Source organism: Dactylosporangium sp. NPDC005555 (genome assembly GCF_040605635.1).
Lineage (GTDB): Bacteria > Actinomycetota > Actinomycetes > Mycobacteriales > Micromonosporaceae > Dactylosporangium.
Map to the genome: position 1 here is coordinate 88,404 of NZ_JBEXDG010000005.1, position 15,075 is coordinate 103,478.

Here is a 15,075-nt window from a genome sequence, read left to right on the forward strand (position 1 = left end):
GTGGTCAGCGCCTGGCGGCGGTGCGGCTCGACATCGACGAACGGGCGTTCCTGACGGAGTTCCGTGACAGCGCGCACCTGATCGCACACGCCGCCTGCGGCCTGCCGACCGTGGTCGCCGCGATGCATGCCCGGGTGACCGGTGCCGTTGTGCCGTCGCCGACCGTGACCTCGCGCACACCTGGCGGCACCTGCTGCCCCTTGTCTCCCCGCCTGCCCCCTGTCTCCCCGCCGCGTCTCCCCGCCGCGCGCAGCGAGCCGGGGTTCCGCTCGCTGATGCCCTACCGGACACCGTGCGGCACCGCCGCCGGTCCGGTCGCGGCCGTGCGGGTCAGCGGACCCGGTCGTAGACGAGGGCGAGGGTGCCGTGCTCGCCCGCCGCCTGGCTGGTGAGCGCCCACTGCCCGGTGGGCAGCCCGTCGTCGAACAGGCGCGGCCCGCCGCCGAGGAACACCGGGAAGACCGTGAGCGCCAGCCGGTCGACCTGGTCGGCGGCGAGCAGCGCCTTGATGACGCTCGCGCTGGACAGCGCGAGGATGTCGCCGCCGTCGGTCTCCTTCAGCTCGGCGGCCACCTCCTCGGCGGGCTTGTCGACGATCGTCGTGCGCTCCCACGGCGCCTCGCGCAGCGTCGACGACAGCACGACCTTGTCGGCCGAGACGAGCCACTTCGCGAACGCCTCGTCGCGCGGGTCGACGCCCTCCATGCCGATGACCGTGGGCCAGAACCCGAGGAACCCCTCAGCGTTGACCCGCCCGAGCAGGGCCGTGGTCGCCGGCTCCCACAGGCTCGTCAGGTGGTCCCGGGCGACGTCCGTGATCGCATACGGCATCACCCAGCGCATGTCGACGGGGTTCTCCGGCGCGGCATAGCGGCCGTCGAGGGAAAGGCTCATGTTGGTGACGATCCTGCGGGTCAAGGTGTGCTCCTTCAGTTGGTGTGCAGGTTGGCCGCGAGCTTGTCGAGGGTCTGGCCGTAGCCGATCTCGATGCCCGCGATGAAGTCGGCGGAGTCGACGGTGCTGTCGGTGATCCGGTAGAGCACGTCGAGCTCGGTGCCGTCGCCGTGAGGGCGGAGGTCCACCTCGACGTGCGAGGTGAACGCGATCCCGTCGCCGCCGGGCAGCAGGGGGGAGAGCCGATACGCGAGACGCTCGCCGGGACGGACGTCGTCCACGGCGCCCTCGGCGCGCCCGAGCACCTGTTCGGTGCCGTCGGTGTCCTCGGCGTCGCGATACTCCAACAGCAGGCGCCCACCGGGTTGCGCCTCCAGGACCAGGTCGGAGACGCGCAGTCCCTCGGGCGCCCACCATTGCGCGACCAGATCGGGCTCGGTCATGTGCCGCCAGACCAGGTCGGGGCCGCCCGCAAGGGAGCGGTGGAACCGGAATGTGCGCCCGTCGGCCCAGCCGGCGCTGTCCGCGGCGAGCCGCTCGATCTCGACGCTGATCCCGTGCCGCTCGAAGACGGTGTCGGGACCGCTGACCCGGGCGGCGCCCGCGGCGAGCCCGTTCAGCGCCTCGGCGAGGTCGAGCAGGGGCCGGCTCAGCAATGCATACACACGGCGCTGCCCAGTCCTCTGCGAGGTCACGACGCCGGCCCGCTCGAGGGTCTGCAGGTGCTTGGTGGTCTGTGGCTGCCGCGCCCCGGTCAGCTGGGCGAGGACCCCGACCGCCCGTGGCCGCTCCGCCAGCAGGCAGACGAGCCGCCACCTGGCCGGATCGGCGAGCGCGGTGAGAAGTGCGTCCATGCCGAAAAGTATGCTCCACGGAGAATATTCTTGTCAAGGAATAACTTCGGGTAGTGTAAGAACCGAGCCTCCCCAGGCACTACGTGCAGGACCGGCACGGCAGGTCGGGCGTGGCGTGCACGCGGCGCGGCGACGGCGGTGATCTCGGCCAGCAGCACCTGATCGTCGACGCGGCGAACGGGCGTGCGCTCGCGCTGGAGTCGTGGTCCATTCCCGCCAACGGTCCGGGCACGCTGATGAGCTGGACGGTCCAGATCCGCTCCGGTTTCACCGACGACACCCCGCCCGCCGCGTAGCCGGATTTTCTGTCGTACCCACGTGCGAAGGTGAGCGCGTGGTGGTGAACTTCGAAGCGCAGCTGTGGTCATGGGACGCGAGACGGGCGGACACATGGGTGTTCGTCTCGCTGCCCGCCGACGAGTCGGAAGACATCCGTCATCTGACCGGTGATGTAAGGCGCGGCTTCGGCTCGCTGCGGGTCCGGGCGACCATCGGCGGCACCACCTGGAAGACGTCGATCTTCCCCGGCAGCGACGCCTATGTCCTGCCGGTCAAGGCCGCGGTCCGCAAGGGCGAGTCCCTCGACATCGGCGACGTGACCACCGTGACCGTCGAGCTGCTCGACGTATGACCAGAAAATGTGACCCCGCCCGGCCGCGTTCTCTCGCGGCCGGGCGGGTGCTGCGGACCGGAAGGACACCGAGCAGATGTTGATCGTGATCTCAGGCCTGCCGGGCACGGGCAAGAGCGCCGTGGCCGAGGGGGTCGCCGCCCGGTTGGGTGCCGTGCAGTTGTCCATCGACACCGTTGAGGACGCCATGCTCGGCGCAGGGCTGGCCGCGGGGTGGGAGACCGGCGTCGCCGCGTATGAGGCGGTCAGGGCGGCCGCGGAGCAGAACCTCGCTTTGGGCCGTGACGTCGTCGTCGACGCCGTCAACGACAGCGAGCCGGCCCGTGAGACGTGGCGGCGCGCGGCCTCCACCGCCGGGGTCGCGCTGCGGTTCGTCGTGGTCGTCTGCGCCGATCGTGTGGAGCACCGCCGTCGCCTGGAAGGGCGCCGACGAGGGCTGCGCCACCTCCCCGAGCCGACCTGGGCACGCGTCGAGGCGCTCGCCGGCACGTATGAGCCATGGAAGGACCCGCACGTGCTGCTCGACGCCACAGCGCCGCTGGCCGACGTCATCGAGGAGGCCCACCGCAGGCTCACCACGCCCGTGCCCGGCTGAGCTCGGGCAACCCCGCCCCGCGCCGCTCCGACGCCCCGGCGTGCCGGCTCTGCGCTGTGGCTCCCGGCCCGTCGGCGTCGACGAGACATCCCCCCGACGGAACGTGGCGCCATCGCGCGCAACTCGGGTTGTGACGGGACGGCCCACGGACGTGGCGGAGCGTTCTGAGGTTGTGGCGGGGAGGGCCTGTGGTTATGGCGGCGCGGCTCGTGGTTGCGGCGGGGTGTTCCAGAGTTGTGGCGGCGCGGCCCGTGGTTGTGGCGGGTGGGTCAGTTGGGGCCGGGGGTGCCGTCAAGGATGACGAACTGGTAGCCGCGGGCCTGCAGGGCGGGGATGACCGTGGCGAGAGCGGCGCAGGTCTGGGCCCGGTCTCCGCCGCCGTCGTGGCAGAGCAGGATCTGGCCCGGGCGGGCAGCGAGGAGGTGGTCGGTGATGGAGCGGGTGCCGGGGCGGGTCCAGTCGCGGGGGTCGTTGGTCCAGTTGATGGGGACCATCCGGGCGTGGGCGGCGGCGGTGAAGACGGCGGGGGAGACGGCGCCGCCCGGGGAGCGGAAGATGGTGGGGACCTTGCCCGTGGTGCTGTAGATCTTGTCCTGGGCGCGGTCGACCTCCTGCTGGACACGGGCGGGGTCGAATTGGGCGATCTTCGCCGGGTGGCTCCACGTGTGGTTGGCGACGTGGTGGCCGGCGGCGACGATGTCGCGGGCGACCGGTTCGTGGCCGAGGACCTGGTTGCCGATGAGGCAGAAGAGTGCGGGCACGTGGTAGCGGTCCAGCAGGCGGAGCACCTTCGGCGTCCACGTGGGGTGCGGGCCGTCGTCGATGGTCAGGGCGACAGCGTTGGCGGGGAAGGGCGGGCCGGGCACCAGCCGGCGGTATTCCTCAAGCGTGAACACCGGCCGGTCGAGCGGCGCCATGGCCGGCACGGAGGGCGACGGCGGCGGCGGTGATGGCGGGGGAGACGACGGAGGCACCGTGACCGTGGAGGCGTGCAGGACAGGACCCGATGAGCCGGCGGCGACGAGGGCGGTGCCGGCCGCCGCGAGTCCGGCGCCGAGCAGGCGTCTGCGGGACAGTCCGTTCAACAGGGGTCACCTCCGAAAGCATGATCGCACTGTTCATGACGCGATCGGCCCGGGAAGGGTTGCACCGTTGTCGAGGGTGTATCTGCGCTGCAGGAAGACGGAGACGGTCATGAGGACCGCGGGCACGACGGCGAAACCGTAGCGGACGGCGGCGAGCGCGGAGGAGGACTGGACGATGACGGAGCTGGACTCGCTGGCCGCGAAGCCGCCGAGGGCGAGGCAGGCGGCGTACAGGTAAGGGCCCAACGCGCCGCCGGTCGCCTCGGCCGCGGTCCAGACGCCGGTGTAGCCGCCTGCGCGGGTGGTGCCGTCGGGGCCGGAGGCGGCGATGACGTCGGGAAGCATCGAGAAGGGCAGGAGTTGCATGGCGGCGAACGCGACCCCGAGGACGGCGACGGCGGCCACGATGAGCGGCAGACCGGCGGCGGAGCCGAGGGCGAGGACGAGGGAACCGGCGACGAACGACGCCTGCGCGACGAGCAGCCCGCGCTGCTTGCCGATGCGGCGGGCGACGACGACCCAGACGGGCGTCGCGAGGATGGCGGGAGCGACGAACGCGGCGACGAGGACGGTGGTCAGTTTGGGGCGGCCCAGCTCGTACTCGGCGAAATAGGGCACAGCGGCGAGCACCAGGTGCGTCGTGGTCGACATCGCGAGATACGACGCGACGAGCGCGCGGAACTGCCGGTCCCGCAACGAGGCGAGCAGCCCGTGCCGGGTGCCGGTCGTGCGGAGCACCGGAGCGGCAGCGGTCAGACGGAGGACGCCGAGAATGCCGACCAGCATCGCGGCGAGCATGGCGGCGCCGAGGACGAGGCCCATGCGGGTGTACCCGAGTGCGTCGGCGAACAGGGGCGCGGCGACGCCGCTGAGCAGGATGCCGACGGTGAGCACCACCATGCGGAAGCCCATCAGACGGGTGCGCTCGTGGTAGCCGATGCTCAGGTCGGCCGGGGTGGCAAGGTAGGGGACCTGGTAGGCGGCGAAGAGGAGGTTGCCGGCGATGAACGCGACCGCGACCCACAACGCCGCCGGGGCGCCGCGCAGGCCGCCCGGCACGGCGAACATCGCGGCGAACGCGACGGCGAGCGCGCAGCCGGCGAGCATGAGCCGCCGCCGGTGCCCGCGGCGGGCGAGGTCGGCGTCGGAGAGCCGGCCGACCCACGGATGCAGCACGACGTCGAGGATCTTCGGCGCGAGCAGCACGAAGCCCGCGAGCAGCGGCGTGACGGCGAGGACGTCGGTGAGGAAGTACAGCAGCAGCAGGCCGGGCACAGTGACCCAGACACCCATGCCGACGGAGCCGGTCGCGAACGGGACGAGCCCGCGCAGCGGCAGCCGGACGTTCGACATAACCACGCTCCCGGTAATCCAACGTGCGATGGATAATAGGCGACGATGGAAGATCTGAACAGCACGCGACGACGCCCCGGCAGGCCCCGCGCGGCGGACGCCGTCGACACGCGCGAGGTGATCCTGAGGGTCGCGACGGAACTGTTCGCCAGGCACGGGTTCGACGCCGTGAGCATCCGCGCGGTCGCCGGGGCGGCAGGCGTCGACGTCGCCACGGTGCATCACCACGCGGGCAGCAAGGCCGCGCTGTACCAGGCGTGCTTCGCAGTCGTCTTCGACGCCGAGCGCCGCGCCCTCGAACCGGTCATCAGAGCGGCCACCGAAGCGGCGGCCACCGAAGCGGCGGCCACGCGGCACGCGACCCCCGAAGCGGCCGCCATGCAGGGAGGCGCCCACGAGAAGGCGGCCGGGGCGGTGGCCACGCGAGGGATGGCCGACGAGACGGCGGCTGCAGCGGCTGCTGAGCGGGCGGCGACCGGAGCGGTGGCCACGCGCGGGGTGGTCGACGAGAAGGCGGCCGAAGCGGCGACCACGCGACAGGTGGGCAACGAGTACGCCGTCGAAGGTGCGGTCACGCGAGCCGCCGCCACCGAAACCGCGGCCGGAGCGGCGGCCACCGAAGAGGCGGCCGCTCGGCAGGTGGGCGACGACAAGACCGTCGAAGCGGCCTCGGCGGACGTCCTCCAGAGCCTGCACCGGGTTGTCGACGCGTTCGTGGACTTTCTGGAGGAGCGGCCCGAGACCACGGGGTTGTGGTTGCGGCGGTGGTTGGACCCTGACCGGCACGAGGGGATCGACGAGCGGTTCTCGACGCCGCTGTACGAGCAGGTGGAGGCCGTCCTGGCGGTCGCGCACCAGCGTGGTGTCCTGCACGAGCCGCAGCCGCACCTCGCCGTGCGCAGTCTCATCTGGGCGGTGCACGCCCACACGGTCACCGCGCTGCGGGGTGGGATGAGTGCCGATGCGAGGTTTGCGTTGAGGGCGTTCGTGCATCGGTGGCTGGACCGCATGTACGGGCGGCCTTGACGCGCCCGACGCGGGTGACCCAGAATCCAACGCGTGTTGGAATACCGGGTGGTGGTCATCGGCGGTGGGCCGGCGGGCCTTGCGACGCTCAAGGCCCTCGCCGACGCCGGCGTGCCCGCGATCTGCTTCGACGCCGGTGACAGGCCCGGCGGGTTGTGGGTGATCGGTGGTCCGCACTCGTCCGCGTACCGCACCCTGCACCTCAACACCAGCCGCACCCGCACCGAGTTCGCCGACTTCCCGATGCCCGCCGACTGGCCCGACTATCCGGGTCACGAGCGCGTCGCCGGATACCTCGCGGCCTACGCCGGCGCGTTCGGCCTCGCGGAAAGCATCCGATCAGGGCACGTCGTGACCCGCGTACACCGGGCGCCGGACGGGACCTGGGAAGTGACCGCGGAAGGTCCACAAGGGACGGTCGAGGTGACGGCCGAGGCGGTGGTCGTCGCCAACGGGCACAACACCGTGCCCCGGCTGCCCGACCCGCCGCAGCCCGGCGAGCCGGCCGCCGAGCAGCTGCACAGCCACGACTACCGCGGCCCCGAGCAGCTGCAGGGCCGCCGCGTCCTCGTCGTCGGCGGCGGCAACTCCGCGATGGACATCGCCGTCGACGCCTCCCACGTCGCCGCGCGGACGCTGCTGTCGGTGCGCCGCGGTGTGTGGATCGTGCCGAAGTACCTGTTCGGCAGGCCGTCCGACACGCTCAACGGCGCTCTCGCGAAGCGTCTGCCGTGGCGGGTCCGGCAACGCATCAGCCAGACGATGCTGCGGCTCGCGGTCGGCCCGCCGCAGCGGTACGGGCTGCCCGCCCCCACGCACGGGTTCCTGCAGGACCATCCCACGCTGTCCGACGCGCTGCTGCCGCGCATCACCCACGGCGAGATCGCGGTCCGCCCCGCGATCACCCGGTTCGAGGGCGACGAGGTGGTCTTCGAGGACGGTCGCAAGGATTCGATCGATCTCATCGTCTGGTGTACCGGCTACCGCGCCGACCTCCCCTTCCTGGACCCCGCACTGCTCGCCGGCGGGGCGGACAGGCTGCCGCTGTTCCGGCACGTGTTCCACCTCGACGCACCCGGCCTGATGTTCGTCGGACTGATGCAGTCGACGGGCGCCGCGTTCCCGGTCGTCGAGGCGCAGGCCCGGCTGGTCGCGGGCCACCTCGCGGGCACGTACAGGCTGCCGCCGCCGGACAGGCAGCGCGACGACTGCGCCGCCGAGCTGCGCGCCGCCCGGGACCGGTGGGGAGAGCGCAGACCGGCGATGCGCATCGACTTCGACGCCTATCTCGACCTCGCCGCACGAGAACTGGACGAGGGCCGGAAGCGATGAACGCCGCACGAGAGCTGGACGGAGGCCGGAAGCGATGAACAAGAGGGTCATCGTCACCGGGGCGAACGGGACGTTCGGGCGGCTGCTCGGCGAACGGTTGACCGCCGCCGGCGCCTCCGTCGTCGGCATCGACCTCGTCGCCGCAGACGGCCCCGTGCCGGTGCTCGCCTGCGACCTCACCTCCGCCGCCGCGGTGCCCGCCACCGTCGCCGAGGCCGTCGAGCGGCTCGGCGGCCTCGACCTGCTCATCAACAACGCCGGCGTCGGCGGTCCCGCGCCGGCGGAGCTGCCGCCCGACGAGGTCGTCGCACGGCAGCTGGAGGTCAACCTCCTGGCCGCGTGGCGCACCACCGCCGCAGCCCTCCCGGCCCTTGAGGCGGCCCGTGGCAGGGTGGTGTTCGTCGCCAGCCGGATGGCCGTCCTGCCGCTGCCCCTGGCCGCCGCCTACGGTGTCAGCAAGCGGGCCCTCGTCGCGTACGCCGACGCGCTGCGCCTCGAGGTCGGCAGCCACGTCGGGGTCAGCGTCGTGTACCCGAGCATGGTCGCCTCGCCGATCCACGACACGACCGCCGCCGCCGGCCTGTCGCTGCAGGGCGTCTCCAGGATGGAACCCGCCGACGGCGTCGTCACCGCGATCCTCCGCGCCGCCACCGCCCGCAAGGCCCCCCGCGCGGTCGCCACCACCGGGCGCGGGCGCCTGGAGATGGCCATCGCCCGCCATTTCCCGTCCCTGGCCGATGCGATGGTCCGCCGGACCGTCGCGGCACGCCTCGCCGCCGGCGCCTTCGACAACGCGCCCCTCGCCGCAGGCATGATCCGCAGGCATGACCCGCTGGCATGACCCGCTGGCATGACCCGCTGGCATGACCCGACGGTCCGCGTCACGTCCGCGGCCTTCACCGCCGAGCACGAGGTCGAGCTCACCCTCGGCAACGGCACCACTGCCCGCGTCCCGTTCGATCCCGGCACGCTCCAGCCGGCCCAGACGCTCGACAGCGAATGCCAGTACACCGGCGGCCACGTCAAAAAGGTCTAGCGCACCGCAACAGGGGGAGCGGCCATCGTGGTGAGCAGGCGCAGGGCCTGGGCCGACGGACTGGCGGGCTCGGCGTGGTAGACGAGCAGCTGCTGGCCGGGGGCGCCGTTGACCGCGAACGTCTCGAACGACAGCGTCAGCTCCCCGACCATCGGGTGGGTGAAGCGCTTCGTGCCGGCCGTCTTCGCGGCGACGTCGTGGCGGGCCCACAGGCGGCGGAAGTCGTCGCTCTTCAGGGACAGCTCGCCGACGAGATCGGTGAGGCGGGGATCGTCGAGGTCGGCACCGGCGGCGGCGCGCAGGCTCGCGACGGTCTCCGCCGCCACCGTCGGCCAGTCGGCGTAGATGCGGCGCGTGTACGGGTCGAGGAACACCACGCGGACCTGGTTCTGGCCCTTCACCGAGCAGTGGTTGAGCGCGGCGGCGAGCGCGTTGTTGGCCAGGACGTCCAGGTGGCGGCCGATCACCATGGCGGGCGTGTCGGTCCAGATGTCCAGCAGGCGCAGCAGGTGCGCGCTGACCCGCTCCGGCTGCCGCGCCCGGCGCCTGGGGCGGGTGGCCGGTCTGGCCAGCTCCCGCAGGTGGGCGACGCCGTCGTCGTTCAGCGTGTACACCCGTGCGAGCGCGTCGAGCACCTGATCCGACGGGTGTTTGTCGCGGCCCTGCTCGAGGCGGACGTAATAGTCGGCGCTGACGCCGGCGAGCAGCGCGACCTCCTCGCGGCGTAGGCCCGGGGTGCGGCGGCGGGCCGGCTCCGGCAGGCCGAAGTCCTCCGGGCGGGCCACCTCGCGGCGCGCCCGCAGGAACTCGCCGAGGCGGTTGTCGCTTGGCATCCTTCCAGCCTAGGCGGCATCCTCCAGGCTTGCCTGGCCGTGGTACTCCCAGGAAAACCCCGTCCTGGAAGGCTCCTGCCGCACGAGCGACGGTTGGGCCATGACAACCACGGTTACCAACTCCGGCGCTCTGGCCGGCCGCGTCGCGGTCGTCACCGGAGCCACCAGCGGCATCGGCGCGGCGACCGCGCAGCGGCTGGCCGAAGGCGGCGCGGCCGTCGCGCTCGTCGGGCGGCGCGAGAGCCGCCTCAAGGACCTGGCGGCGCAGATCGGCGGCAACGCCCTGCCCGTCGCCGCGGACGTCGGCGACCGCGACGCGATGCGGGCCGCGGCGGCCACCGTCCGGGCGGCGTTCGGACGCGTGGACCTCGTCGTCGCCAACGCGGGCGTCATGCTCGCCGCGCCGTTCGAGGCCGCGGACACCGCCGAATGGGACGAGATGATCGCCACGAACGTCACCGGGCTGCTGTACACGGGACGCGCGTTCATCGACGACCTCCTCGCGGCGGCGGCGGACGGCAAGCCCGCGGACCTCGTGCACGTCGGCTCGATCGGCGGGCACACCGTGTTCCCGAACTACGGCGTGTACACGGCCACGAAGGCCGCCGTCGCGCACCTCACCCGCAATCTGCGGGCGGAGCTCGGCCCGCGCGGGGTCCGCGTGAAGAACGTCGAGCCCGGCTTCGTGCTCACCGAGCTCGGCGACGGGATGCGCGACACCGGCCAGCGCGACCAGCTCGCCCAGTGGCGGGACTCCCTGGAGGTGCTGACGCCGTCGGACATCGCGGACGCCATCGTGTACGCCACCGCCGCGCCCCGCCGCGTGAACCTCGCCGAACTCATCGTCGTGCCCACGCAACAGGGCTGATCCCGGCGCTCGGTCCCTGCCGGGCGGCGGCCGCGCAGTTCGTGCCGGGTGCGGCGAGTGAAACGGTATCGTCGCGGTGGTGCGGGGTCCGTATGTGGCGGTGATCGGGGCGGGGCAGGCGACCGCGGCGCAGGAGCGGGTCGCCGAGCGGGTCGGGGTGCTGCTCGCGGAGGCCGGGGCGGTCGTCGTCTCCGGGGGGCGCGGTGGCGTGATGGAGGCGTCGTGCCGGGGTGCGTACGAGCGGGGCGGGCTCACCGTCGGTCTCCTGCCCGGCACGGACCGGGCCGACGGCAACCCGTTCCTGACCGTCGCCCTGCCGACCGGCATGGGTGAGCTGCGCAACGGGCTGGTCGCGCGGACCGCGGACGGCCTCGTGGCGGTCGGCGGCGGGTGGGGGACGCTCAGCGAGATCGGCTTCGCGATGCGGCTCGGGCGGCCGCTCGCCGCGGTCGGCAGCTGGGCCGTCTCGGCGCCGGACGGCGGCGCGTCCTACCCGGTGATGGCCACGGCCGACGAGGCCGTCGCGTGGGTGCTGGAGGAGATCACCGCACGCGGGCGGTGAGCCTCGCCGCGCGGGGACCGGAGGGGACGCGGAGTGCCCCTTGCCCGCCCTCGCCGTCGTGGATCTGCACCCGGTGGTGTGCTGTGCCCGGTGCGCCTTCACTTGTGTGCCGTGCTGGGCGTGCGTCGTATGTCAGGGAGTCGAACCCCTGCGCCTGCCCGCGGCGCGCCAGAAAGGGAGCCGAATTGCCCGTCGGCCCTCGGGTTGTGCACGCCTCCACGACGGCTACCTGCTCCGCGTCCATCTGCGCCAGTCTCTGTCAGTCCAGGAGGTCGGCCTCCCAGTTGGTGCGCTGCACGGCGGTGTCGACCTCGCGCAGCTGCCGGGCCAGGTCGTCGGCCTCGGCGTGCAGGTCGGCGACCGGCAGCGCCGACAGCATCTTCAGCTCCGAGCGCAGCTGCCGGTGGCCGCGCTGCCCGTCGCCCGCCGACGCGTTCGCCGCGGTCGTCACCACGTTGTGCCGCAGGCGCAGCACGTCGCGGCGGGCCAGGGCGTCGGTGAGCGTGCCGTCGCCCAGCGGGGTGGCGGCGTTGGTGCGGTTGATCCGCCGGATCAGCGACTCGAGCTCGTCGAGGACCGCCGCCGACTCGGCGAGCAGCGCGGCCGCGTCCTCGGCGGGCGTCTCACCTTCCTGGAACCGGGCGCTGCCGACGATCCGGGCGCGAAGCTGTTCGACCCGGCGCGCCGCGTCGGCACGTAGCGCAAGCGCTTCAGCGAGTTTCACGCCCACCAGTCTCCGCGCCGCCGATCATCACCGCACGCCGTTTTCCGGCGGAGCCGCTCCGCCGGTCGGCCTGAGCGTTGTACGCCCGGCGTTCACGGGGGCGCCAACCGCAGCCCGGTCGCGCGCCGCCTGCGGTTGGCAACGTGCGCGGCATGTCCATGTCTCGATGGTCGGCCGTCGCGCTCAGCGCCGGCCTGCTCCTTCCGCTGGCCGTGGCCCTGCCCGCCGCGGCGCACGGCACACCGAAGTCCTTCGACATCCAGGCCCACCGTGGGGGGCTCGGCCTGCGCAGCGAGAGCACGCTGAGCTCGTTCGGCAACGCGCTGCGCCTCGGCGTCACCACCCTCGAACTCGACATCCAGATCACCGCCGACGCTCAGGCCGTCGTCACCCATGACCGGAAGGTCAGCGGCGCGAAGTGCCTCGACACCGCACCGGTCGTCGCCGGTGACCCGGCGTACCCCTACGTCGGCAAGTTCGTGAAGGATCTGACGCTCGCGCAGGTCCGCACGCTCGACTGCGGCAGCAAGGGCCTGCCGGAGCACCCGGGCCAGCTGCTGACGCCCGGGTCGCGGATGCCGCTGCTGCGCGAGGTGTTCGACCTCGTCGCCCGCTACGGCAACGACGACGTGAAGTTCAACCTCGAGACCAAGGTCGAGGCCGGCGCCCCGCAGGAGACCGCGCCCCGCGAGCAGTTCGTGCAGATCGCCGCGCGCGAGATCCGCGCCGCCGGGCTGCTGCGCCGGGTCACGATCCAGAGCTTCGACTGGGGCGCGCTGCGCCGCTTCCGCGAGGTCGAGCCGCGGCTCGGGCTGGTCGCCCTGACCAACCGCGACTTCCTGCAGACCGGGCAGCCGGGCGCCTCGCCGTGGCTGGGCGGCCTCGACATCGACGACTTCGGCGGCGACCCGATCGCCGCGGTGAAGACCCTCGGTGTCACCGCCTTCTCGCCGGTGCACGGCTTCCCGCAGAACGGCAAGGTCACCGACCCCGGCTACGAGCCGTACGTCACGAAGACGATGGTCGACCACGCGCACCGCAACGGCATCAAGGTCGTCCCGTGGACGATCGACGACCCGGCGACGATGAACAAGCTCATCGACGACGGCGTCGACGGCATCATCACCGACTACCCCGACCGGCTGCGGACCGTCGCCGCGAAGCGGGGCTTCGCGCTGCCGCGCGGCACGGCGTCGCCGTTCGACGTGCAGGCGCACCGCGGCGGCAAGGCGACCAGGCCGGAGAACACCCTGGCCGCGTTCCGCAACTCGCTGGCCAACCCCGACATCTCCACCCTGGAACTGGACACCGGCGTCACGAAGGACGGCGTCCTGGTCGTCAGCCACGACCGCGCGCTGAACGGATCGCACTGCCGCGACACCGCGCCCGTCCGTCCGGGTGACCCGCTGTACCCGTACATCGGCCGGACCATCCGCAGCCTGACCCTCGCCCAGGTGAAGACCATCGACTGCGGCGACGCCTCGGCGCCCGGCGAACGCATCCCGACCCTCGACGAACTCTTCAAGCTCGTCAGGTCCAGCGGCCGCGACGACATCCGCATGAACATCGAGACGAAGATCAGCCCGACCGTCGCCGACACCGAGCCCTACTGGATCTTCACCATCCGGCTCGTCACCGCGATCGAGAAGGCCGGCTTCGCCCGCCGCGTCACGATCCAGTCGTTCGACTGGCGCACGATCCAGCTGTCCCGCCGGCTCTCCCCGCGCATCGAGACGGTCGCGCTCGTGTGGCAGTACGGCCCCCGCGAATGCGCGGCGCTCGCCGACGAGTGCTCGCTGCAGGCCGTATACGGCAATCCGGCCGTGAAGAGCCCGTGGACCGGCACGCTCGACTGGTGGAAGTACCGCGACCTGGGCAAACTCGTGAAGGCGAGCGGCGCGTCGACCGTCTCGGCGAACTGGCAGGTGCACGACCCCGCTCAGGGCACCGTCGTCTCCGACGACTGGTACCTGCGCCAGGACCCGTCCTACTTCCACGGCCCGACCATCGACGTCCTGCACCGCCGTGACGGTCTGAAGGTCGTCCCCTACACCATCGACGACGAGCCGACCATGGACCGGGCCATCACCCTCGGCGTCGACGGCATCATCTCCGACGACCCCGAGAAGCTGATCAAGGTGGCCCGCCGGGCCGGCCTGCGCTGAGTTCGCACTGTAGGGCGCTGACCGAACGGATGAAGGGTGATCCTTCGGTCGGCGCCCTACAACAACCTGAGCGGCCATGCCAGACCGGTGATCCCCGACAAATTGACTCCATAGAGTGGCGGTGTCATCACCGTAAGCGACCCATGGGCTCGCTTGACTTTCGGGGGTTCCATGTTCCACGCCATCACCGCCGGTGCCATGCTGCTGTCCTCGCTCGCGGCGCCGGTCGCGCCCACATCGCCGCCGCCGAACGAGGTCAGCATCAGCGTGGCAACGGCCAACGGCTCGGGGTGTCCGGACGGCACCGCCGCGGTCGACGTCTCGCTCGACCGGCGCGCGTTCACGATCACCTACAGTCAGTACATGGCGCAGGTCGGCGTCGGCACCAAACCCACCGACTTCCGGAAGAACTGCCAGATCGCCCTCCAGGTGCACATCCCGAACGGCTTCACCTACGCGATCGCGGAGGCCGACTACCGCGGGTACGCCAGCCTCGCGGCCGGCGCGACCGGCACGGCGGTGGCGAGCTACTACTTCCAGGGCAACTCGCAGACCGCCAGGGCCACCCACCCGTTCCGTGGTCCCCTGGAGGACAACTGGCAGACCAAGGACACCGTCGGCGTGGCCGCCCTGGTCTTCCAGCCCTGCGGCGAGCAGCGCAACCTCAACATCAACACCGAGCTGCGGGTCAACGCGGGCCGCTCCAACCCCAAGAAGACCACCAGCTTCATGGCCATGGACTCGACCGACGGCAGCTTCAGCACGGTGTACAACCTGGCCTGGAAGCGCTGCGCGTAACACCCGTACCGACGCGGCCGCCCGCATCGGCGCTCCAGCCTGTCGATGCGGGCGGCCACACCCTGAGGGTCCGAAAAAGAAAGAACCGGAAGAAAAGCCGGGGCGCGGTGTCGGATCGGGGCGGAGCTGTTCGTCCAGGTGACGATCTTTCCAGTGATCAGCGGCCGGACCGGCGCGGCACCGATCTTCCAGGGTGCGGACGACTTCGACCTGGAACTACTCGAGAGCCGGACGCTCGACGGCAACATCCAGGAGCTCACCTACCGCCCCACGCTGCACTGATCCCCTTCTTAACGTATAGCGGACCCCGGGGCTTGCG

Annotated in this window: 17 protein-coding genes and 1 pseudogene; 12 read left to right on the forward strand and 6 right to left on the reverse strand. The window is 72.1% G+C overall.

Going from position 1 to position 15,075, the window contains the following annotated elements; translation table 11 throughout:
- Window positions 1-330 precede the first annotated feature (330 nt).
- Together ABZS58_RS07705 and ABZS58_RS07710 are read right to left on the reverse strand one after the other, a co-directional pair.
- A complete protein-coding gene (locus tag ABZS58_RS07705; protein ID WP_354778741.1) occupies window positions 331-918 on the reverse strand; it encodes a dihydrofolate reductase family protein in 588 nt (195 codons plus the stop codon).
- An 11-nt stretch (window positions 919-929) separates the two neighbouring features.
- Window positions 930-1,748 (reverse strand): metalloregulator ArsR/SmtB family transcription factor, encoded by an 819-nt coding sequence (locus ABZS58_RS07710; protein WP_354778743.1) that lies wholly within the window; start codon window positions 1,746-1,748, stop codon window positions 930-932.
- Window positions 1,749-1,831: 83 nt separating this feature from the next.
- Between ABZS58_RS07710 and ABZS58_RS07715 the strand changes: the two genes are divergently transcribed.
- From ABZS58_RS07715 to ABZS58_RS07725, 3 genes are all read left to right on the forward strand, one after another.
- Window positions 1,832-2,044 (forward strand): hypothetical protein, encoded by a 213-nt coding sequence (locus ABZS58_RS07715; RefSeq protein WP_354778745.1) that lies wholly within the window; start codon window positions 1,832-1,834, stop codon window positions 2,042-2,044.
- Window positions 2,045-2,082: 38 nt separating this feature from the next.
- Window positions 2,083-2,379: a DUF1905 domain-containing protein gene (locus ABZS58_RS07720; protein WP_354778747.1), complete on the forward strand. Its 297-nt coding sequence runs from the start codon at window positions 2,083-2,085 to the stop codon at window positions 2,377-2,379.
- 76 nt (window positions 2,380-2,455) lie between these two features.
- Window positions 2,456-2,974: an AAA family ATPase gene (locus ABZS58_RS07725; RefSeq protein WP_354778749.1), complete on the forward strand. Its 519-nt coding sequence runs from the start codon at window positions 2,456-2,458 to the stop codon at window positions 2,972-2,974.
- A 269-nt stretch (window positions 2,975-3,243) separates the two neighbouring features.
- Here the strand turns inward: ABZS58_RS07725 and ABZS58_RS07730 are convergent, their stop codons facing one another.
- Together ABZS58_RS07730 and ABZS58_RS07735 are read right to left on the reverse strand one after the other, a co-directional pair.
- Entirely contained in the window at window positions 3,244-4,059 is an 816-nt protein-coding gene (locus ABZS58_RS07730; protein WP_354778751.1) for a polysaccharide deacetylase family protein, read from the reverse strand.
- Window positions 4,060-4,092: 33 nt separating this feature from the next.
- Window positions 4,093-5,412 carry an MFS transporter gene (locus tag ABZS58_RS07735; protein ID WP_354778753.1) on the reverse strand — a complete coding sequence of 440 codons (1,320 nt, stop codon included), beginning with the start codon at window positions 5,410-5,412 and terminating at the stop codon, window positions 4,093-4,095.
- A 45-nt stretch (window positions 5,413-5,457) separates the two neighbouring features.
- On the opposite strand from ABZS58_RS07735, the pseudogene ABZS58_RS07740 reads away from it, so the two are divergent.
- From ABZS58_RS07740 to ABZS58_RS07755, 4 genes and pseudogenes are all read left to right on the forward strand, one after another.
- Window positions 5,458-5,670 (forward strand): annotated as a pseudogene (locus ABZS58_RS07740) (helix-turn-helix domain-containing protein); the annotation flags it as partial.
- An 801-nt stretch (window positions 5,671-6,471) separates the two neighbouring features.
- Entirely contained in the window at window positions 6,472-7,770 is a 1,299-nt protein-coding gene (locus tag ABZS58_RS07745; RefSeq protein ID WP_354778755.1) for an NAD(P)-binding domain-containing protein, read from the forward strand.
- Between the two features lie 34 nt (window positions 7,771-7,804).
- The gene (locus tag ABZS58_RS07750; RefSeq protein WP_354778757.1) at window positions 7,805-8,611 is read left to right on the forward strand and encodes an SDR family NAD(P)-dependent oxidoreductase; all 807 of its coding nucleotides are present in this window, start codon (window positions 7,805-7,807) and stop codon (window positions 8,609-8,611) included.
- A 9-nt stretch (window positions 8,612-8,620) separates the two neighbouring features.
- Complete coding sequence (locus tag ABZS58_RS07755) at window positions 8,621-8,806, forward strand: hypothetical protein (protein ID WP_354778759.1); 186 nt, start codon at window positions 8,621-8,623, stop codon at window positions 8,804-8,806.
- On the opposite strand, the gene ABZS58_RS07760 is transcribed toward ABZS58_RS07755, so the two are convergent.
- Complete coding sequence (locus ABZS58_RS07760) at window positions 8,803-9,639, reverse strand: helix-turn-helix transcriptional regulator (RefSeq protein WP_354778761.1); 837 nt, start codon at window positions 9,637-9,639, stop codon at window positions 8,803-8,805. The two genes, ABZS58_RS07755 and ABZS58_RS07760, sit on opposite strands and share 4 nt — an antisense overlap.
- 100 nt (window positions 9,640-9,739) lie before the next feature.
- Here ABZS58_RS07760 and ABZS58_RS07765 point away from each other — a divergent pair, with 100 nt between their 5' ends.
- Together ABZS58_RS07765 and ABZS58_RS07770 are read left to right on the forward strand one after the other, a co-directional pair.
- Window positions 9,740-10,507: an SDR family oxidoreductase gene (locus ABZS58_RS07765; protein WP_354778763.1), complete on the forward strand. Its 768-nt coding sequence runs from the start codon at window positions 9,740-9,742 to the stop codon at window positions 10,505-10,507.
- A gap of 79 nt (window positions 10,508-10,586) precedes the next feature.
- Window positions 10,587-11,069: a TIGR00725 family protein gene (locus ABZS58_RS07770; protein ID WP_354778765.1), complete on the forward strand. Its 483-nt coding sequence runs from the start codon at window positions 10,587-10,589 to the stop codon at window positions 11,067-11,069.
- A gap of 259 nt (window positions 11,070-11,328) precedes the next feature.
- Here ABZS58_RS07770 and ABZS58_RS07775 read toward each other — a convergent pair whose 3' ends face one another.
- The gene (locus ABZS58_RS07775; protein ID WP_354778767.1) at window positions 11,329-11,793 is read right to left on the reverse strand and encodes a DIP1984 family protein; all 465 of its coding nucleotides are present in this window, start codon (window positions 11,791-11,793) and stop codon (window positions 11,329-11,331) included.
- Window positions 11,794-11,945: 152 nt separating this feature from the next.
- Between ABZS58_RS07775 and ABZS58_RS07780 the strand changes: the two genes are divergently transcribed.
- The 3 genes from ABZS58_RS07780 (at window position 11,946) to ABZS58_RS07790 (ending at window position 15,038) form a co-directional block, all read left to right on the forward strand.
- Window positions 11,946-13,958, forward strand: coding sequence for a glycerophosphodiester phosphodiesterase family protein (locus ABZS58_RS07780; RefSeq protein WP_354778769.1), 2,013 nt, complete (start codon window positions 11,946-11,948; stop codon window positions 13,956-13,958).
- 171 nt (window positions 13,959-14,129) lie between these two features.
- Window positions 14,130-14,756 (forward strand): DUF4360 domain-containing protein, encoded by a 627-nt coding sequence (locus tag ABZS58_RS07785; RefSeq protein ID WP_354778771.1) that lies wholly within the window; start codon window positions 14,130-14,132, stop codon window positions 14,754-14,756.
- Window positions 14,757-14,894: 138 nt separating this feature from the next.
- The gene (locus ABZS58_RS07790; protein WP_354778773.1) at window positions 14,895-15,038 is read left to right on the forward strand and encodes a hypothetical protein; all 144 of its coding nucleotides are present in this window, start codon (window positions 14,895-14,897) and stop codon (window positions 15,036-15,038) included.
- Window positions 15,039-15,075: the final 37 nt, after the last annotated feature.